The 18,774-nt window shown below is 59.1% G+C and carries 19 protein-coding genes; 9 read left to right on the plus strand and 10 right to left on the minus strand.

All coding sequences use genetic code 11. The features are described 5' to 3' along the window. The first annotated feature begins 44 nt into the window (after window positions 1-44). Complete coding sequence (trpE, locus tag B7L09_RS20290; RefSeq protein ID WP_094470364.1) at window positions 45-1,526, plus strand: anthranilate synthase component I; 1,482 nt, start codon at window positions 45-47, stop codon at window positions 1,524-1,526. 189 nt (window positions 1,527-1,715) lie between these two features. On the opposite strand, the gene estP is transcribed toward trpE, so the two are convergent. Next, the gene (gene estP, locus B7L09_RS20295) at window positions 1,716-3,626 is read right to left on the minus strand and encodes an esterase EstP (RefSeq protein WP_094470365.1); all 1,911 of its coding nucleotides are present in this window, start codon (window positions 3,624-3,626) and stop codon (window positions 1,716-1,718) included. A gap of 405 nt (window positions 3,627-4,031) precedes the next feature. Between estP and B7L09_RS20300 the strand changes: the two genes are divergently transcribed. The 4 genes from B7L09_RS20300 (at window position 4,032) to B7L09_RS20315 (ending at window position 7,361) form a co-directional block, all read left to right on the plus strand. Beyond that, the gene (locus B7L09_RS20300) at window positions 4,032-4,625 is read left to right on the plus strand and encodes an aminodeoxychorismate/anthranilate synthase component II (RefSeq protein WP_094470366.1); all 594 of its coding nucleotides are present in this window, start codon (window positions 4,032-4,034) and stop codon (window positions 4,623-4,625) included. A 9-nt stretch (window positions 4,626-4,634) separates the two neighbouring features. Further along, window positions 4,635-5,684 carry an anthranilate phosphoribosyltransferase gene (gene trpD, locus B7L09_RS20305; protein WP_094470367.1) on the plus strand — a complete coding sequence of 350 codons (1,050 nt, stop codon included), beginning with the start codon at window positions 4,635-4,637 and terminating at the stop codon, window positions 5,682-5,684. Next, window positions 5,681-6,517 (plus strand): indole-3-glycerol phosphate synthase TrpC, encoded by an 837-nt coding sequence (gene trpC, locus B7L09_RS20310; RefSeq protein WP_094470368.1) that lies wholly within the window; start codon window positions 5,681-5,683, stop codon window positions 6,515-6,517. Before trpD ends, trpC begins: the two co-directional genes overlap by 4 nt. Window positions 6,518-6,659: 142 nt before the next feature. Further along, the gene (locus B7L09_RS20315) at window positions 6,660-7,361 is read left to right on the plus strand and encodes a lipoate--protein ligase family protein (protein WP_094470369.1); all 702 of its coding nucleotides are present in this window, start codon (window positions 6,660-6,662) and stop codon (window positions 7,359-7,361) included. Here the strand turns inward: B7L09_RS20315 and crp are convergent. Beyond that, the gene (gene crp, locus B7L09_RS20320) at window positions 7,358-8,002 is read right to left on the minus strand and encodes a cAMP-activated global transcriptional regulator CRP (protein ID WP_094470370.1); all 645 of its coding nucleotides are present in this window, start codon (window positions 8,000-8,002) and stop codon (window positions 7,358-7,360) included. The genes B7L09_RS20315 and crp overlap by 4 nt on opposite strands. Window positions 8,003-8,235: 233 nt before the next feature. Here crp and B7L09_RS20325 point away from each other — a divergent pair, with 233 nt between their 5' ends. Further along, window positions 8,236-8,658, plus strand: a complete 423-nt coding sequence (locus B7L09_RS20325; protein WP_017138086.1) for an OsmC family protein — start codon at window positions 8,236-8,238, stop codon at window positions 8,656-8,658. 239 nt (window positions 8,659-8,897) lie between these two features. Then, entirely contained in the window at window positions 8,898-9,692 is a 795-nt protein-coding gene (speD, locus tag B7L09_RS20330; RefSeq protein ID WP_094470371.1) for an adenosylmethionine decarboxylase, read from the plus strand. A gap of 105 nt (window positions 9,693-9,797) precedes the next feature. On the opposite strand, the gene coq7 is transcribed toward speD, so the two are convergent. The 6 genes from coq7 to hemJ all read right to left on the minus strand — a co-directional run bounded on the left by coq7 (window position 9,798) and on the right by hemJ (window position 14,318). Then, on the minus strand, window positions 9,798-10,445 hold the full coding sequence (coq7, locus tag B7L09_RS20335) for a 2-polyprenyl-3-methyl-6-methoxy-1,4-benzoquinone monooxygenase (RefSeq protein ID WP_094470372.1): 648 nt from the start codon (window positions 10,443-10,445) through the stop codon (window positions 9,798-9,800). Window positions 10,446-10,552: 107 nt separating this feature from the next. Continuing rightward, window positions 10,553-10,891, minus strand: a complete 339-nt coding sequence (locus B7L09_RS20340) for a histidine triad nucleotide-binding protein (RefSeq protein WP_094470373.1) — start codon at window positions 10,889-10,891, stop codon at window positions 10,553-10,555. Between the two features lie 81 nt (window positions 10,892-10,972). Next, on the minus strand, window positions 10,973-11,761 hold the full coding sequence (locus B7L09_RS20345) for an SDR family NAD(P)-dependent oxidoreductase (protein WP_094470374.1): 789 nt from the start codon (window positions 11,759-11,761) through the stop codon (window positions 10,973-10,975). Window positions 11,762-11,823: 62 nt separating this feature from the next. Next, window positions 11,824-12,801, minus strand: a complete 978-nt coding sequence (locus B7L09_RS20350) for a DUF805 domain-containing protein (RefSeq protein WP_094470375.1) — start codon at window positions 12,799-12,801, stop codon at window positions 11,824-11,826. Window positions 12,802-12,893: 92 nt separating this feature from the next. Then, entirely contained in the window at window positions 12,894-13,862 is a 969-nt protein-coding gene (locus B7L09_RS20355; RefSeq protein WP_094470376.1) for an NAD(P)H-dependent flavin oxidoreductase, read from the minus strand. A 27-nt stretch (window positions 13,863-13,889) separates the two neighbouring features. Next, window positions 13,890-14,318, minus strand: coding sequence for a protoporphyrinogen oxidase HemJ (hemJ, locus tag B7L09_RS20360; protein ID WP_094470377.1), 429 nt, complete (start codon window positions 14,316-14,318; stop codon window positions 13,890-13,892). Between the two features lie 300 nt (window positions 14,319-14,618). Here hemJ and argC point away from each other — a divergent pair, with 300 nt between their 5' ends. Together argC and erpA are read left to right on the plus strand one after the other, a co-directional pair. Beyond that, window positions 14,619-15,653 (plus strand): N-acetyl-gamma-glutamyl-phosphate reductase, encoded by a 1,035-nt coding sequence (argC, locus tag B7L09_RS20365; RefSeq protein WP_094470378.1) that lies wholly within the window; start codon window positions 14,619-14,621, stop codon window positions 15,651-15,653. 167 nt (window positions 15,654-15,820) lie between these two features. After that, window positions 15,821-16,171: an iron-sulfur cluster insertion protein ErpA gene (gene erpA, locus B7L09_RS20370; RefSeq protein WP_020292766.1), complete on the plus strand. Its 351-nt coding sequence runs from the start codon at window positions 15,821-15,823 to the stop codon at window positions 16,169-16,171. Between the two features lie 67 nt (window positions 16,172-16,238). Here erpA and B7L09_RS20375 read toward each other — a convergent pair whose 3' ends face one another. Both B7L09_RS20375 and B7L09_RS20380 read right to left on the minus strand, forming a co-directional pair. Further along, entirely contained in the window at window positions 16,239-17,330 is a 1,092-nt protein-coding gene (locus tag B7L09_RS20375) for an anhydro-N-acetylmuramic acid kinase (protein ID WP_094470379.1), read from the minus strand. A gap of 3 nt (window positions 17,331-17,333) precedes the next feature. After that, a complete protein-coding gene (locus tag B7L09_RS20380; protein ID WP_094470380.1) occupies window positions 17,334-18,755 on the minus strand; it encodes a peptidoglycan DD-metalloendopeptidase family protein in 1,422 nt (473 codons plus the stop codon). Between the last annotated feature and the right edge of the window lie 19 nt (window positions 18,756-18,774).

Below are 18,774 nucleotides of genomic sequence, written 5' to 3' on the forward strand. Positions count from 1 at the left end.
GTTTGCACACCTGACCGTTTGACCCTCAAGCCACGAGGCACCTCATGAACCGCGAAGAATTCCTGCGTTTGGCCGCTGCCGGCTATAACCGTATACCCTTGGCCTGCGAAACCCTGGCCGACTTCGATACGCCGCTGTCGATCTACCTGAAACTGGCCGACGAGCCCAATTCCTACCTGCTGGAATCGGTGCAGGGCGGCGAGAAATGGGGCCGTTACTCGATCATCGGCCTGCCATGCCGCACCGTGCTGCGCGTGCATGATCACCATGTGAGCATCACGCAGGACGGCGTCGAGATCGAAAGCCACGACGTTGAAGACCCGCTGGCCTTCGTCGAAGCGTTCAAGGCGCGCTACAACGTGCCGACCATTGCCGGCCTGCCGCGCTTTAACGGCGGCCTGGTGGGGTATTTCGGCTACGACTGCGTGCGTTATGTGGAAAAACGCCTGGGCAAATGCCCGAATCCAGACCCGCTGGGCGTGCCGGACATTCTGCTGATGGTCTCCGACGCGGTGGTGGTGTTCGACAACCTCGCCGGCAAGATGCACGCGATTGTCCTCGCCGACCCTTCCCAGGCCGATGCCTTCGAGCAAGGTCAGGCGCGACTGGAAGAGCTGCTGGAAAAACTCCGTCAGCCGATCACCCCGCGCCGCGGCCTGGATTTCAGCAAGCAACAGTCGGCTGATCCGGTGTTCCGTTCGAGTTTCACCCAGGACGATTACGAAAAAGCCGTCGACACGATCAAGGAATACATCCTGGCCGGTGACTGCATGCAGGTGGTGCCGTCGCAGCGCATGTCCATCGACTTCAAGGCTGCGCCGATTGACCTGTATCGCGCGCTGCGTTGCTTCAACCCGACGCCGTACATGTATTTCTTCAACTTCGGCGACTTCCACGTGGTGGGCAGTTCGCCGGAAGTGCTGGTGCGCGTGGAAGACAACCTGATCACCGTGCGCCCGATCGCCGGCACTCGCCCGCGTGGCGCGACCGAAGAGGCTGATCTGGCGCTGGAAGAAGACTTGCTCAGTGACGACAAGGAAATTGCCGAGCACTTGATGCTGATCGACCTGGGCCGTAACGATACTGGGCGCGTCTCGGAAATCGGTTCGGTGAAGTTGACCGAGAAGATGGTGATCGAGCGTTATTCCAACGTGATGCACATTGTGTCCAACGTCACCGGCGAGCTGAAAGCCGGGTTGACCGCGATGGACGCGTTGCGCGCGATTCTGCCGGCGGGCACGTTGTCGGGTGCGCCAAAGATTCGCGCGATGGAAATCATCGACGAACTGGAGCCGGTCAAGCGTGGTGTCTACGGCGGCGCCGTGGGGTATTTCGCCTGGAACGGCAACATGGACACCGCGATTGCGATCCGCACCGCCGTGATCAAGGACGGCGAGCTGCATGTGCAGGCNGGTGGCGGCATCGTCGCCGACTCGGTCCCGGCGCTGGAATGGGAAGAAACCCTGAACAAGCGCCGCGCGATGTTCCGCGCCGTGGCCCTGGCCGAGCAAACCCCGGACGCCTGAGTTCACACAAAAACCTGTGGGAGCGAGCTTGCTCGCGATAGCGGTGGGTCAGGCAACATCTATGTTGATGTGATGCCNCCATCTATGTTGATGTGATGCCCCCATCGCGAGCAAGCTCGCTCCCACAGGGATATCACCAGCATAAAAAACGCGGCGCCTGTGAGGGCGCCGCGTTTTTTTGCCTGATGTTTAGAAGTCCAGCGCAACGCCTAGGTTAATGCCTTGCTGAGTAAAGTCATCATCCTTGCGAATGTCATAACTTGCCCGCAAAGCCAGGTCCTTGGTGAGGTTGTGGCTCACGCCCAGGTTCAGGCGGTTCAGGTTGGTCTGCGGGGTGTAGCCGGCCAGGGTGTAGTGGTTGTTTGGCAGGCTGTTGAGGTTCATGGTCACATCCTGGGTATCGTCGTTGTACTCACGCTCGTGAGCCAGTTCGCCGAACACCTGGGTCTGCGAGGTGATCTGGTACTTGCCCTGGAAGCCAATGCCAAGACGCCGGGAAATGCGCGACTGATCGTCGAATGTCAGCGCGGTGGAGTCGGCGCCGTTTTCCGAGTAACCGTCGACTTCAACTTTGGCGAAATCAGCGCTCACGAATGGCGACAGATGCCACGGGCTGCTCGCCAGCGGCGCGATGTCGTACCCCACGCGACCGCTGAAAGCCACCAGGTAGCCGTCGGTATCGCCTTTCTCCCCGCGTTCATTGACCCCCAACTGGAATTTACGTTTGAGGCTGTCGTAATCCAGATGCCCGGCGGTCACGGCCGCGTCACCCCACCAGCGGTTTTGCTGGTACTGGGCGAACGCCGTACCCATGTATGTGTTCAGCTTGTAGTCCGAGTCGTGATCGCCGGCTTCGAGCTTCTGGTTGTAGAAGCCCGCCGCCAAACCTACGCGCCATGCGTAGTTTAGCCGGTAGCTGCCGCCGATGTTCAGGTTGGCGCCATTGCCGTCAGCACTGGCGCCACTGCGCTGGCTGTCGAAGTCCTGATGCTGGCCGCCACCGGCGACAATCGCCCGCCATTGACCCACGCCTTGCCAGTTTTCCCAATCGGCCAGCCATTGGTTGCGCAACTCATCCTGATGGGAACGTAAAGTACCTTGGGCCATTTGTGGCAACAGGGTCGCTTCCCAGGGCGCGGCCAGCAGCGAGTAAGCGTAATCAGCAATCAGACGTTGCCCGGCTTCGGTCGGGTGCACCGAGTCGTTGTAGATCAGCTTGGTCGGGTCCGGGGTGGCACTGTTGATCCCGTATCGAGCATTCTCGGTGCAACTGTCGCCGCTGAAGCAGGTGGCGCTCAGGTTCTGGTCGGTGGCCAGGCCGAACTGCCCCGGGTTGGCAAACGTCTCTTTGAGCAGCACCGGAATGTTGAGCGGGATGACGTTGGCATTGACGTTTTGCAGTTGGCTCACCAGTTCGGTGTTGAACTGGGAACTGAGCTGGGACGTGAACGCTTGCAACGGGGTGCCGTTGAAGGCTGGGGTAAAGCCGATGTCCGGCAGCAACCAGACCATGATGTAGCGGGCACCGGCCTGTTGCAGGGTTTGCACGCTGCTGACCAGGCGATCGGCGGCGGCGCTGGCCTGGGGCAGGCTGGTGACGCGACCTTGCAGGAAATCGTTGCCACCGCCCGACAGGTAATACAGCGCATTCGGGTCGGCGCGGAAATTGTTCGACGGCAGGTAGCCTGCCCGGGTGCGATCGCCCGTGGCGGAGGTGCTGGTGATCGAATCGAGAATCTGGTCGGTGCGATAACCCCCGACGGCCCAGTTATTACCATCGGGCTGGCCATTGTTGGCGCGTACCGCCGAGGAAGATGAGGCTGTCTGATCCGCCGTAAACCCCAGTTTCCCCCCCAGGATCTGCGTGGAGTTGAGCGAGCGGACTTCACCGCTGCCATCCAGGTAAACCGGCCCCGTCCGGTTCGTAAAGCGCTCAGTCGAGCCAGCTGGCCCGCCTGTGTCGGCAAAGGTCCCGGCATCGTTGAGACTGTCGCCGAAGACGACGAAATTGGAGTAAGGGTTAGGCGCGGCGATCGCCTGGGCGCAGGCCGCGGCGAGCAAGCATCCTGCGAGCGGTACAAACAACGTCTGTTTGATCATGAGCAAGTCCGTTTATTTATTGTTGTAGTGAACGAAACGACAGTACCAAAAACTTCCGGCCTTTTGCCATCGGTCGCGAACCCTTTGATTGTTTCGCAGCCAGTGGCCCCGGCCATATTGCACGCTCTGCCCAGCTAAGTTACTGTGCCGAGACGTATGAATGAGACCTTCCCCGTGTTGATCATCAGCAAACTTCTGGATCGAGTAGTCAAGGCACACGCCCGTTGGCGTTGGCGCGCCTGAATTTTTCTGCCGGCCCCGCCGGACCTGTACCGCTTTGCCTTCTTCACCCGTATGACATACCGCTTTGCTGGCGCACCCGGCGACTGACAAAGCGCAGGACGCTGCGGGTAATCATTCGAAGGCTGTAATTAAAGTCAGTGAATTCAAGAGGTTCCAAACGCCATGTTGCTGATGATCGATAACTACGATTCCTTTACCTACAACGTTGTGCAGTACCTGGGCGAACTCGGTGCCGAGGTCAAAGTCGTGCGCAACGATGAACTCACCATTGCCGACATCGAAGCCCTCAACCCTGAGCGCATCGTCGTGTCCCCCGGTCCTTGCACCCCGACCGAAGCCGGCATCTCGCTTGACGTGATCAAGCATTTCGCCGGCAAACTGCCGATTCTCGGCGTCTGCCTGGGCCACCAATCCATCGGCCAGGCCTTTGGCGGTGATGTGGTCCGCGCCCGGCAAGTGATGCACGGTAAGACTAGCCCGGTATTCCACGAGGACAAGGGCGTATTCGAAGGCCTGAATCGTCCGCTGACGGTGACGCGCTATCACTCGCTGATCGTCAAGCGCGAAACCCTGCCCGATTGCCTGGAACTGACCGCCTGGACCCAGCTCGAAGACGGCTCGGTCGACGAGATCATGGGCCTGCGCCACAAGACACTGAATATCGAAGGGGTGCAGTTTCACCCCGAGTCAATCCTGACCGAGCAGGGCTACGAGCTGTTCGCCAACTTTCTCAAGCAAAGCGGCGGCACGCGCTAAGGACTTTCCATGGATATCAAGACTGCCCTGAGCCGTATCGTCGGCCACCTGGACCTGAGCACCGCTGAAATGAGCGATGTGATGCGCGAGATCATGACCGGCCAATGCACCGATGCGCAGATTGGCGCGTTCATGATGGCGATGCGCATGAAGAGCGAAAGCATCGACGAAATCGTCGGCGCCGTATCGGTCATGCGTGAGCTGGCGGACAAGGTCGAACTCAAGACCCTCGACGGTGTGGTCGATGTGGTCGGCACCGGCGGTGACGGTGCGAATATTTTCAACGTATCCACGGCGGCGTCCTTTGTGGTCGCAGCGGCTGGCTGCACCGTGGCCAAGCACGGTAACCGTGCGGTCTCCGGCAAGAGCGGCAGTGCCGACCTGTTGGAAGCCGCCGGGATCTACCTGAACCTGACGCCAGTGCAAGTGGCGCGCTGCATCGACAGCGTCGGCATTGGCTTCATGTTTGCCCAGTCCCATCACGGCGCGATGAAACACGCCGCCGGCCCGCGCAAGGACCTCGGCCTGCGCACCCTGTTCAACATGCTCGGCCCGCTTACGAATCCGGCCGGTGTGAAACATCAGGTGGTAGGCGTGTTCAGCCAGGCACTGTGTCGGCCATTGGCTGAAGTCCTGCAGCGCCTGGGCAGCAAGCATGTGCTGGTGGTGCACTCGAAGGATGGCCTGGACGAGTTCAGCCTGGCGGCGCCCACCTATGTGGCCGAACTGAAGAATGACCAGATCACCGAATATTGGGTCGAGCCAGAAGACCTGGGCATGAAGAGCCAGAGCCTGCATGGCCTGGCAGTGGAAAGTCCGGCGGCGTCCCTTGAGCTGATTCGCGATGCCTTGGGCAAGCGCAAGACCGAGAGCGGNCAGAAAGCNGCAGAAATGATTGTGCTCAATGCCGGTGCGGCGCTGTANGCCGCCGACCTGGCGACCAGTTTGAAAGAAGGCGTTGCCCTGGCGCACGATGCGCTGCACACAGGCCTCGCTCGGGAAAAACTTGAGGAGTTGGGTGCATTTACCGCGGTATTCAAAGTGGAGAATGAGGGATGAGTGTACCGACGGTTCTGGAAAACATTCTGGCCCGCAAAGTCCAGGAAGTTGCCGAGCGTAGCGCCCGTGTGAGCCTGGCGGAGCTGGAAAGTCTGGCCAAGGCGGCCGATGCACCCCGTGGTTTTGCCAAGGCATTGATTGCTCAGGCCAAGTTGAAACAGCCGGCCGTCATTGCCGAAATCAAGAAAGCGTCGCCGAGCAAAGGCGTGATCCGCGAGCACTTCGTTCCAGCCGACATCGCCAAAAGCTACGAGAAGGGCGGCGCGACGTGCTTGTCGGTACTGACCGATATCGATTACTTCCAGGGCGCCGATGCGTATCTGCAGCAGGCGCGGGCAGCGTGCAACCTGCCGGTGATCCGCAAGGACTTCATGGTCGACCCTTACCAGATCGTCGAAGCCCGCGCCTTGGGCGCCGACTGCGTATTGCTGATCGTCTCCGCATTGGATGACGTGAAAATGGCCGAGCTGGCGGCCGTGGCCAAAAGCGTCGGCCTCGATGTGCTGGTGGAAGTCCATGATGGCGACGAGCTGGAGCGGGCCTTGAAAACCCTCGACACGCCGCTGGTCGGCGTGAACAACCGCAACCTGCACACCTTCGACGTCAGCCTGGAAACCACGCTCGACCTGTTGCCACGTATCCCGCGTGATCGCCTCGTGATTACTGAAAGTGGCATCGTCAACCGCGCCGATGTGGAACTGATGGAAATCAGCGGTGTGTATTCGTTCCTGGTGGGTGAGGCATTCATGCGCGCCGAAAGCCCGGGCACCGAATTGCAGCGCCTGTTCTTTCCTGAGCGCGGCGGTCCGGTCAGCGGTTCTACTCTCGACTGAACATTTTTTGCAGGCAACCCGATCCCCTGTGGGAGCGGGCTTGCCCGCGAAGAGGCCATCCAGTACGCCAAANNTGGGAGCGGGCTTGCCCGCGAAGAGGCCATCCAGTACGCCAAAGACTTCATGTCTTACGGAGTCATCCATGCCCCCACCAATCTCTCTGACCGTCGAAGCCGGCCTGCTTGCCGAACAGGACTTGTTGGCGCATGTGTGTACCGGCGAGTCGGAGTTCGGCCTGCTGTTCTGGCAACCCAACGACCGCGCACTGGTCATGCCGCGACGCCTGAATCGTCTACCCGGTTTCGAAGCTGCCTGCGAAGTCTCAGCCGCCGCCGGCTGGCCGGTGCTGTTGCGTGAAACCGGCGGCGAGCCAGTGCCGCAATCGGCCTCCACGATCAACATTGCCCTTGTCTACGCTCCCCCGCGTAGCGAAGGCGATCAAAACCGGATCGAAACCGCTTACCGCCGACTCTGCGACCCGATCTGTCAGTTACTGGATGAGCTGGGCGGCGTTTCGTCCTTGGGCGAAGTTGATGGCGCGTTCTGCGATGGCCGTTTCAACGTCAATCTTGACGGCCGCAAGATGGTGGGCACTGCCCAGCGCTGGCGCCAGAGCAAGGGCGGCACGCGTCCGGTCGGGTTGGTGCACGGTGCGTTGTTGCTGGATAACGAACGTGAGTCGATGGTTGCCGCNGTCAATCGCTTCAATGAAGCGTGCGGTCTTGAGCAGCGGGTGCGCGCCGAAAGCCACATTGCCCTGCATGAGAAATTTGCCGTGCCCGATGCGCTCAGGCGGCTTGATGCGCTTTATCGCCAGTTGCTGGCAGACATGTTCAAGGCTTAGCGCGTACCGAAGACCACCATGGTCTTGCCTTTGACGTCCACCAGGTTGCGTTCTTCCAGATCCTTGAGCACGCGACCGACCATCTCCCGTGAACAACCGACAATCCGCCCGATTTCCTGGCGCGTGACTTTGATCTGCATGCCGTCAGGATGGGTCATGGCGTCCGGTTGTTTACACAGTTCCAACAGGCAACGGGCGACGCGGCCCGTGACGTCGAAGAAGGCCAGGTCGCCGACCTTGCGCGTGGTATTGCGTAGGCGCTGTGCGATTTGTCCGCTGAGCACGTAAAGAATGTCTGGATCCTGCTGGGACAGCTCGCGGAATTTCGCGTAGCTGATTTCCGCTACTTCACACTCGATCTTCGCNCGCACCCAGGCGCTGCGTTCCTGCTCTTGCCCGGCTTGTTCAAACAACCCCAGTTCCCCAAAGAAATCGCCGGTATTGAGGTAGGCGATGATCATTTCGCGGCCCTCTTCATCCTCGATCAGGATGGTGACCGAGCCCTTGATAATGAAGAACAGTGTTTCCGAACGTTCGCCCGCGCAGATGATGTTGTGCTTGGCCGGATAACGCCGGCGCTGGCAATGCATCAACAGNTTGTCGAGGTTCTTGATTTTGGGGGTTGGGGCAATAGCAACCATGGTTGTATCCCGAAAAGACTTCACGGTGTGTTTGGTTTTTTATGAGTCGCAGACGACGGCTGGGCAAAGGCTGGCCATGCGCCAGCGAATTGGCGCCAGCTTAACAGACACTTCCTGCAATATTCGAGAAATTACCTACAGTTCGGAAGGTTATGCCCTACAAACGCAAGGCACTGTCAGTCCTGGGCCCTGTGCTAAGCTGGCGACCCTTTTTTAGCAGTGGAGTCTGGGCGATGAAGGCACGCATCCAATGGGCGGGCGAGGCCATGTTCCTCGGTGAGTCGGGCAGTGGCCATGTAGTGGTCATGGATGGCCCGCCGGACGCCGGTGGCCGTAACCTGGGCGTACGCCCGATGGAAATGCTCCTGCTGGGGGTAGGCGGTTGCAGCAACTTCGATGTGGTCAGCATCCTCAAGAAGTCCCGTCAGGCCGTCGAAAGCTGTGAAGCTTTCCTCGAGGCCGAGCGTGCGACCGAGGATCCCAAGGTGTTCACCAAGATCCACATGCATTTCGTGGTGAAGGGTCGGGCGCTGAAGGAAGCCCAGGTCAAGCGTGCCATTGAGCTGTCAGCTGAGAAGTATTGCTCGGCGTCGATCATGCTCGGCGCGGCCGGAGTGGCCATTACCCACGACTACGAGATCATCGAACTCGGTTGAATCGACATTCAACTATCATAAAAGCAGTGCAGACTCTGGCGATCCCAAGCTGACGTCTGCATAATGCGCCACTTTTTTCAGGGTAGTGGCCTCGTCATCGACAGGCTGCGAACCCGAACAGACAACCAAAATCGCCATCGCGAAGAGGTGTTAACCGTCCTACGCAGCTGCGTTGTTCGCATCTGACGGGCATGCTTGATCACGCGGCCCGGGCCGCAATACATAGAGAGTTTTTAACGGTGAAAAGCAAACTCAAGCTCCACGGGTTCAATAACCTGACAAAGACCTTGAGCTTCAACATCTATGACATCTGCTACGCGGAAACCCCGCAAGACCAACAGGCTTACGTTGAGTACATCAATAAAGAGTACAACGCGAAACGCCTGACGCAGATCCTCACGGAAGTTGTCGATATCATTGGTGCCAACATCCTGAACATCGCCAGTCAGGACTATGAACCCCAGGGCGCCAGCGTCACGATTCTGATCTCTGAAGAGCCGGTAACCCCGACCGACAGCCAGATCGAAGAATCGCCGGGCCCGTTGCCCGAGATTATCCTGGCCCACCTCGACAAGAGCCACATCACGGTGCACACCTACCCGGAGATCCACCCGGACGATGGCATTGCGACATTCCGTGTGGACATTGACGTGTCGACCTGTGGCGTCATTTCACCGCTTAAAGCGCTCAACTTCCTGATTCACCAGTTCGATTCGGACATCGTGACCGTGGATTATCGCGTGCGCGGCTTCACCCGTGACGTGGAAGGCAAAAAGCACTTCATCGATCACGAGATCAACTCGATCCAGAACTACCTGTCCGAAGACACCCGCGGCGCGTACCAGATGACCGACGTGAACGTGTACCAGGAAAACCTGTTCCACACCAAAATGCTGCTGAAGAACTTCGAACTGGATGACTACCTGTTCGGCGATGCCACCAGCAACCTGTCCTCCGAGCAGCGTGCTCAGGTGACTGACCGTGTGAAACACGAAATGCTGGAAATCTTCTACGCGCGCAACGTGCCGAACTAAGATTTTCGAACACAAAAAAGGCGACTACCTCACGGCAGTCGCCATTTTTATGGCTGGAACAACGCGCCCTTGCTCGCGATGGCGTCCTTTCCGGCAGCGTATCCGTCAGATCCGATAAGTACTCTTGGTCATTACCTTGGCCAACAAACTCATTCCGAACTTCACCGGCGCCGGAAAACGGAATCCACCGGCATCCAGCGCACTTTCGGCATGATGCTCTTCATCAATCCGCATCTGCTCAAGAATCGCCCGGGACTTCTCGTCCTCCGCCGGCAATTGCTCAAGGTGCTCGTTCAAATGTTTGCACACCTGATGCTCGGTGGCGGCGACAAAACCCAAGCTGACCTTGTCGCTGATCAATCCGGCCACTGCGCCAATCCCGAACGACATGCCGTAGAACAGCGGGTTGAGAATGCTGGTGTGGCTGCCCAGTTGCTGGATGCGTTGCTCGCACCAGGCCAGGTGGTCGATCTCTTCTTCGGCCGCATGTTCCATCGCTGCCCGTACTTGCGGCAGCTTGGCGGTCAGCGCCTGGCCTTGGTACAACGCCTGGGCACAGACTTCTCCGGTATGGTTGATGCGCATCAAGCCAGCAACGTGGCGGGTATCTTCGTCACTCATTTGCGCATCCGGCTGCACAATGGCGGGCGACGGACGGTATGGCTGGCCACTGAAAGGCAGCAACGTCCGCATCGCGGCATCGGCTTGCAGCAACAGACGGTCAATCGGCGAGTAGTGACGTTGGGTAGTCATGCTGACCTCCGGGAGGAATCTCGGCGGCCAGTTTAACCCAATCGGCCGGGGAAGGTTTGCGCTGGGTCATGCGGGAGTGGCTGGCCACTCCCTGGAAGCTTTTGTAATCAGCCCGGCGGCCAGTGCATCTGGCGCTGACCCAGCACATGCATATGAATGTGGTAGACAGTCTGTCCGCCCAGTTCATTGCAGTTCATGACCACACGGAAACCTTCTTCGCAGCCCAGCTCCAGGGCCAGGCGCTGGGCGGTGAACAGAATATGCCCGGCCAACGCCTTGTCGTCCTCGGTGAGGTCGTTGAGGGTGCGCACTGCTTTTTTCGGAATGACCAGAAAGTGCACCGGTGCCTGTGGGGCGATGTCGTGGAAGGCCAGTACCTGGTCGTCCTCGTAGATGATCTTCGCCGGGATTTCCCGGTTGATGATCTTGGTGAACAGAGTATCCACAGCTGTTTTCTCCGTTGTTTGGACTGGCCTGAGTGTACTCATGGGTTATCCCCGAGCCCAGCCTTTTACCTTGGGGCATGGTCAACGGGGGCAGTAGGCCTTGTTGACCATGCCAGCGATTGTCCGGTTCAGCCAGCGAGAGCCAAGTCGTGGCAGGAAGGCGCGCCAGCGATTGCCTCGACCCGGAATAATGATTGCGCGATTTTTCTCCAAGGCGCGCACGGTATACAGCGCAACCTCTTCGGGACTCATGAGCATGTTGCTGTCGGCCAGTTTGCCGGTATTCAGTTGAGCGGTACGGAAGAACCCGGTACGGGTCGGACCGGGGCACAGCACCGAGACCTTGACCGCACATTTCTTCAGTTCGACGCGCAACCCTTCGGAAAAATGCAGCACATAGGCTTTGCTGGCGTAGTACGTGCTCATCCATGGGCCGGGTTGGAAAGCGGCCGTTGAGGCGACATTCAGAATCTGCCCGCCCCCCTGCAAGGCCATGCTGTTGCCGATGGCATGGCACAAGCGGGTGAGTGCCAGGATGTTGACTTCGATCAGGTCTTGTTCAGTCATCCAGTCCTGGGCCAGGAATGGCCCGCTGGTGCCCATGCCGGCGCAATTGACCAGCAGGTCTATCTGGCGCTCACCTTCTTCAAGTTCCAGCAGAAACCCGGACAAGCGCAGCGGCTCGCCCAGGTCGCAGGCACGAAACAGCACCTCGACGCCGAAGCGTTGAGTCAATTCAATTGCAATGCTTTCCAACTGATCACGCTGGCGGGCCACCAGAATCAAGCTGCGGCCGCGACGGGCCAGTGCTTCGGCCAAAGCCAGGCCGATGCCGCTGGAGGCNCCNGTGATCAGAGCGTAACGGGTCATGCAGTTCTCCATCGCAACAGCTCCGCGCCGGCGACGCGGGTGTCACGGGCGGGGAGCGCTGTTCATTCTTTCGCAGAGTCTACAGGGGCCGGGGCTTCTTCGGCTTCATCGTCTGCAGAATCGGGTGCCTGCTCAGCCTCTGCGGCCGGCTCGACTTCGACTTCTTCAGTGATCACCGAGCTGCTGTCGTAGCTGGTTTCGGCAGCAGTTTCATACTCTTGCTGGATCGCCGTGAGGCCTCCGGCCAGCGCGCCAACCAAGACGATGGCGATTAATACGACCCACAGCGAAGACAGCACTTTGACCGCCGTGGTGTTGGGGGGAGGCGGTGCGCCGTAGCGATTGGCGATGTTGGTGCCCGGGGCGATCATGATCACCAACGGGAAGAAGCTGCCTACGAAGGGTACGAGGTTCAGCAGCCAGAGCCAGCCGGACCAGCCGATGTCGTGCAGGCGCTGAACGCTGATCTGAATGCTCACGACCGCCATGGCAATGAACAGGAAGAACGCAACCAGGCCACCGAGAATCAGGCCTGCAGTCGAATCGGCGCTGATGATGGCGAAGGCGAAAATGGCCAATACCGAACCGACGGCCAGCGTGACCAGCGTCAGGACCATTGTCCAGGCGAGATAGCGCAAACGACCGATGCGGCCTTCAACGCTGAATGGCTTGAGTGGAGCATACGCGGGCAGGCTTTCGCCGACGGTGGCTCGGGGTGGTGCGTAAGGGGATGCGGGGTCGGCAAATACCGGTTGGCTGGCGACAGGCCTGTGTTCGTGGGCTTCGGCCAGGTTCAGCTCAATGGACGATTCGCTTTCGATGCGAGCATCGATGCCGGTTTTCGTCAGCGCCTGGAGGTAGGTTTGTGCGTCGGCGTGCGACAGGTCTTTCTTGAGCGTAACCGTCTTGCCAGTGAACAGTCGTTCGACCGCACCGACTTCGCTTTTGTATAGCTCGGCCAACTTCTGTTTGGCCGTGGTGGCGTCAACGCCTGGCAGCAGAGCGCCGTCGAACACGATCTTGAAACGGTTGTCGCTCATTGCGAGGCATCCTTGTCGCGAGAATTTGTAATAGGGTGTGTTTCAAGCGTGGATTGTAAGGCCAGGCGGGTCGGGCAGGCCAAACTTTCATCTCATCGTGGCCAGCGTTTGGGCAGCTCGGCCGCCAGTTCCAGAGCCTTGCGGTATTCCGCGTCAAGTCGTGCGACCAATTGATCGACGCTCGGCAAATCATCGATTTCCCCGACACCCTGGCCCGCAGACCACACGGTTTTCCAGGCTTTGGCTTCATCGCTGATCGGCTTGAGTTTGGAGCCGAAGTTGACCTCGCCCTTGCCTTGCAGTGCTGCCATGTCGAAACCGGCAGCCTCCAGGCTTTGACGCATGAAACTCGCCGGTACGCCTGACACTGCCGGCGTATGGACGATGTCCGCGGCTCTGGACGTCAGCAGCATCTCTTTGTAGGCATCCGGGGCGTGGCTTTCAGTGGTGCCGATAAAGCGCGTGCCGAAATAGGCGAGGTCTGCGCCCAGCACTTGGGCGGCGAGGATCTCGTGCCCATGGTTGAGGCAGCCGGCCAGCAGCAGGGTTTTATCGAAGAATTGGCGAATCTCGGCAATCAGAGAAAATGGGCTCCACGTGCCGGCATGGCCACCGGCGCCTGCGGCCACGGCAATCAGGCCATCAACACCGGCTTCTGCGGCTTTCTCGGCATGGCGCCGAGTGGTCACGTCGTGAAACACCAGGCCGCCGTAGCTGTGGACGGCATCGACGACTTCTTTCACTGCACCGAGACTGGTGATCACGATCGGAACTTTATGCTCGATGCAGATCGCAAGGTCTGCTTGCAGCCGTGGGTTGGTGTTGTGAACGATCAGGTTGACCGCGTAAGGCGCCGGATTCTCCAGTGTCGCCAACCCTGCTTCGATTTCTTCCAGCCAGGCCTTGAAGCCGCTGCTCTCGCGCTGGTTGAGCGCCGGGAAACTCCCGACCACCCCATTGCGACAGCACGCCAGGACCAGTTGCGGGTTGGAAATCAGAAACATCGGCGCCGCCACCACGGGCAGGCGCAGACGTTGTTCGAGCAAAGCAGGCAGTGACATTGGAGGTACCCCGNNNAGTTGTNNNNATTAGAACGGTTTGACCACGACCAAAATTACGATAGCCAGCAATATCAGAACGGGCACTTCGTTGAACCAGCGATAAAAGACATGGCTGCGGGTGTTTTCGCCACGGGCGAAGCGTTTNACCTGCGCGCCGCACATGTGGTGGTAGCCGATCAGGATCACCACCAGGGTCAGCTTGGCGTGAATCCACGCGCCTTGACTGAAGATGCTCGGGTTCAGCCAGATCAGTGCAATGCCGAATATCAGGCTGGCAATCATCGCCGGGCCCATGATGCCGCGGTAGAGCTTGCGCTCCATGANGCTGAAGCGTTCCTTGCTGACGGTGTCTTCGCTTTGCGCGTGATAAACGAACAGGCGCGGCAGGTAAAACAGGCCGGCAAACCAGCAGACCATGCTGACGATATGAAGCGCTTTGAGCCACAGATAAAGCATTTTTAGTTATTCCCAGGTTCACGGTAGCCCGAATAGTAGAGGCTTGACTGTCCGCACGTCACCTTGACGGTTGTCGCAGGGCCGCGCGGCCCCTATTATCGACGGCTTTCCAGTGGGTTGACGATACTGACGATGTGGAAGGCTTTGACCCATAGATAGAGCATTTCTAGTTATTCCCAGGTTCACGGTAACTGAAGATAGTAGTGGCTCATGCGCCCTTACGTCACGTTGGCGGTTGTCGCAGGACGATACGGCCCCTATTATCGACGGCTTTCCAGTGGGTTCGTTGAGGGCAGGTTTATGGTCAAGGTCGGTATCGTCGGCGGCACGGGTTACACCGGTGTCGAGTTGCTGCGTCTGTTGGCTCAGCATCCGCAAGCTGAGGTGGTGGTCATCACTTCCCGATCCGAGGCCGGGCTGGCCGTTGCCGATATGTACCCGAACCTGCGAGGCCACTACGACGGCCTGGCGTTCAGCGTTCCGGACATCAAGACCCTTGGCGCGTGTGATGTGGTGTTCTTTGCTACCCCGCACGGAGTGGCCCATGCACTGGCTGGCGAACTGCTTGCTGCCGGTACCAAAGTCATCGACCTGTCGGCTGACTTCCGTTTACAGGACGCCGATGAGTGGGCCAAGTGGTACGGCCAGCCGCATGGCGCCCCTGAGTTGTTGGAGGAGGCGGTGTATGGCCTGCCGGAAGTCAATCGCGAGCAAATCAAGCAAGCGCGCCTGATTGCGGTGCCAGGTTGCTATCCAACCGCGACGCAGTTGGGGTTCCTGCCATTGCTGGAAGCGGGGTTGGCGGATACTTCGCGCCTGATCGCGGACTGCAAGTCGGGTGTCAGCGGCGCCGGTCGTGGTGCTGCAGTGGGTTCTCTGTACGCCGAGACGTCGGAAAGCATGAAGGCCTATGCAGTAAAAGGGCATCGTCACTTGCCTGAAATCCGCCAGGGGCTGCGTCGTGCTGCCGGTAAGGATGTGGGCCTGACCTTCGTTCCGCACCTGACGCCGATGATCCGTGGCATTCACTCCACGCTGTACGCAACCGTTGTTGATCGCTCGGTAGACCTGCAGGCGCTGTTTGAAAAGCGCTATGCCAATGAACCGTTCGTCGACGTAATGCCGGCCGGCAGCCATCCGGAAACCCGTAGCGTGCGTGGTGCCAACGTTTGCCGTATCGCCGTGCATCGTCCGCAGGACGGTGANCTGGTGGTGGTGTTGTCGGTGATCGATAACCTGGTCAAGGGCGCGTCGGGTCAGGCAGTGCAGAACCTGAATATTCTGTTCGGGCTGGATGAGCGCCTGGGCCTGTCCCACGCCGGCATGCTGCCGTAAGGCTTTATCCCGCTCAGCAAAAAGGCCCGTTGAACGGGCCTTTTTGCGTTTCGAACCGGCAATCGGGTTTATTGATATACCGTAACAATAGTTGACCAATTTTCTAGGAGAAGCGGATAATGCGCGTCATTACGCATATGGCGGCGGTACGCCGGGAGATTATCAGCATGAGCGTTGAATCCTTCACCCCCACGGCTTTGCAATTCACCCACGGTGCTGCGCACAAGGTGAAGAGCCTGGTCGATGAAGAGGGTAATGATCGCTTGAAGCTGCGCGTATTCGTTACGGGCGGCGGTTGTTCAGGGTTTCAGTACGGTTTTACCTTCGATGAAGATGTAGCCGATGACGACACCATCGTTGAGCGCGAGGGCGTCAGCCTGGTCGTGGACCCGATGAGCTTCCAATACCTGGCCGGTGCCGAGGTGGATTATCAGGAAGGTCTGGAAGGTTCGCGTTTCGTGATCAAGAATCCGAACGCCAGCACCACGTGTGGTTGCGGCTCTTCGTTCTCGATCTGATCGCGCTTCACCGCAGTATCAAACGCCGCAGGGCTTCAGGGCTTTGCGGCGTTTTGCTGTGCGGCCTTTATGCTGGGTAGATGGCGCCGAGTACGCGCAGNCCGNGTGCGCCGGTGACGCTGGGGCGGTTGGCGGCGATGCCTTCCAGGCAGCAATGGGCCAGCCAGGCGAAGGCCATGGCTTCAACCCAGTCGGGGTCCACGCCGTAAGTCGCGGTGCTGCTGACCGACGCGTTCGGCAGCAGGGCGGCCAAACGGTTCATCAGCGTGGCGTTGTGCGCGCCACCACCGCAGACCAGCAGCTCCTGAGTGTCTGATTGGGCATGCTGCAGTGATTCGACGATGGTCAGTGCGGTGAGCTCAAGCAGAGTGGCTTGCACGTCTTCAGCGGCGAAATTCGGCAATTTCGAGAGGTGGTGTGTCAGCCATGGCAGGTTGAACACTTCTCGCCCGGTGCTTTTCGGGCCTTTGGTCACGAAGAATGGATCGCTCAGCAACTCATTCAGCAGAACCGGTTCAACCTTGCCGCTGGCGGCCCATTGGCCGTCGCGATCAAAGTTGTCGCCGCGTTGCTGATGAATCCAGGCATCCAGCAGGACGTTGCCTGGACCGCAGTCGAAACCGGCGACAGGTTTGCCGGGCTCGATCAGGCTGAGGTTGCTGAATCCGCCAACATTCAACACTGCACGATTGCCGGCACGTTCATCAAACAACGCTTCGTGAAAGGCCGGCACTAATGGTGCGCCTTGCCCGCCAGCGGCTACGTCACGGCTGCGNAAATCACTGACGACAGTAATGCCAGTTAGCTCGGTCAGCAGGGCCGGGTTGCCGATCTGTACGGTAAAGCCCCGTGCAGGTTCGTGGCGAATAGTCTGGCCGTGGCTGCCAATCGCGCGAATGTCTTCGGGTTTCAGGTTGTGTTGGTGGAGGAGAGTGTTAATGCCCTGAGCCGCCAGTTTCACCCAGTTCTGCTGGGCGATGGCGGAGCGGGCAATCTCGTCCGGGCCGCTGGCGCACAGGCTTAGCAGCTCTGCGCGCAGGGTGTCTGGCATAGGGATGTAGTGCGTGGCGATCAAGTTGATCGCCGGGTTTTGTTCGATCAGGGCGATATCCAGGCCATCAAGGCTGGTCCCGGACATCACACCTATATAGAGCGGCATGATTTAGCGCTTCGAAGCCAGCATGGTGGCTTTCTCTTGGTCCATGCGCGCCATCAACGGCTGACTCTGCGCGAGGAAGCGTGCGCGTTCCCCTTTGGAGATCGGGTCGGCCATCGCAACCTTCTGACCCAATGGATCGACGTGGACGCCATTCACCTGGAACTCATAGTGCAAATGCGGGCCGGTGGACAGGCCCGTGGTGCCGATGTAGCCGATCACCTGGCCTTGCTTCACGTTACTGCCCGTGGAGACGCCTTTGGCGAACCCTTGCATATGGCCGTACAGCGTGCGGTAGGTGTTGCCGTGCTGGATGATTACGGTATTGCCGTAGCCACCGCGACGTCCGGCCAGCAGGACCTTGCCGTCCCCGGCCGCTTTGATTGGCGTGCCGCGTGGAGCGGCATAGTCGACGCCTTTGTGGGCGCGAATTTTGTTCAGGATTGGATGCTTGCGACCCATGGAGAAGCGCGAGCTGATGCGAGCAAAGTCCACTGGCGTGCGGATGAAGGCTTTGCGCATGCTATTGCCGTCAGCCGTGTAGTAGCTGCTATTGCCTTGTTTGTTGGTGTAGCGCACAGCGGTGTAGGTCTTGCCGCGGTTGGTGAAGCGCGCGGAAAGAATGGCGCCGGTGCCGACCACCTTGCCGTTGGCGACTTTTTGTTCGTATATCACGTCGAATTCGTCACCCTGGCGAATGTCCTGGGCGAAATCGATGTCGTAGCCAAACACGCTGGCCATGTCCATGGTCATGCTGTGTGACANGCCGGCACGCGCGGCAGACTGCGACAGCGAGCTGTTGATCACGCCATGAGCATAGGCAGAACGCACGGTAGGTTTGGCGGTAATGCGGTTGAACGTATAACCCTTGTCATTTTTGGTCAGGGTGATGCTTTCGAGGTCGCTGACCTTGCTGTGCAAGTTGGTCAGCTGGCCGTCTGGGGTCAGTTCGAATTCGAGTTTCTGGCCGTGTTTGAGTTGGCTGAATTGCTTGGCCTGTTTGTCGCTGGCCAGTACTTCATGCACCGAAGTGGCAGGTAGGCCGACTTTCTCAAACAGCGTGGACAGCGTGTCGCCTTTGGAAACGATCACTTCCCTGTGGCCTGGCGCCTTCTTTTCTTCGACGGCCGGGGCAGGTGCAGGCTCGGCCTGGGCGGTTTCCTGTGGTTCTTCGGCGCTGTTTTCGATCTGCGCGAAAGGCGAAGCTGTCGGTTCATTTGTGGCTTGGACGGCTTCAGCAGCGTCTTGATCTTGTGTCAGTTGTTCGGCAGGACTTTCCAGCTCAAGACTCAGGGATGTTCGTTTGGCTTCTACGTCACTGGAAGGGAATACCAGGAGTGCCAGGCTGAGAAGGGCGGCGATACCACTTGCGGCGAGCAGGTGGGTCTTCGGGTAAAGCGGCGGCGCTTTAGACGGTTCTGTGGTCATAAGTAATTTTGACTTTGAA

The sequence above is a fragment of the Pseudomonas mandelii genome, assembly GCF_002251635.1.
GTDB lineage: Bacteria > Pseudomonadota > Gammaproteobacteria > Pseudomonadales > Pseudomonadaceae > Aquipseudomonas > Aquipseudomonas mandelii_B.

What these genes read in the sequence shown, in the direction of transcription:
- estP (WP_094470365.1), bottom strand. Translation starts at nt 3,626, where the DNA reads ATGATCAAACAGACGTTGTTTGTACCGCTCGCAGGATGCTTGCTCGCC.
- B7L09_RS20300 (WP_094470366.1), top strand. Translation starts at nt 4,032, where the DNA reads ATGTTGCTGATGATCGATAACTACGATTCCTTTACCTACAACGTTGTG.
- trpC (WP_094470368.1), top strand. Translation starts at nt 5,681, where the DNA reads ATGAGTGTACCGACGGTTCTGGAAAACATTCTGGCCCGCAAAGTCCAG.
- B7L09_RS20325 (WP_017138086.1), top strand. Translation starts at nt 8,236, where the DNA reads ATGAAGGCACGCATCCAATGGGCGGGCGAGGCCATGTTCCTCGGTGAG.
- coq7 (WP_094470372.1), bottom strand. Translation starts at nt 10,445, where the DNA reads ATGACTACCCAACGTCACTACTCGCCGATTGACCGTCTGTTGCTGCAA.
- B7L09_RS20350 (WP_094470375.1), bottom strand. Translation starts at nt 12,801, where the DNA reads ATGAGCGACAACCGTTTCAAGATCGTGTTCGACGGCGCTCTGCTGCCA.
- B7L09_RS20355 (WP_094470376.1), bottom strand. Translation starts at nt 13,862, where the DNA reads ATGTCACTGCCTGCTTTGCTCGAACAACGTCTGCGCCTGCCCGTGGTG.
- erpA (WP_020292766.1), top strand. Translation starts at nt 15,821, where the DNA reads ATGAGCGTTGAATCCTTCACCCCCACGGCTTTGCAATTCACCCACGGT.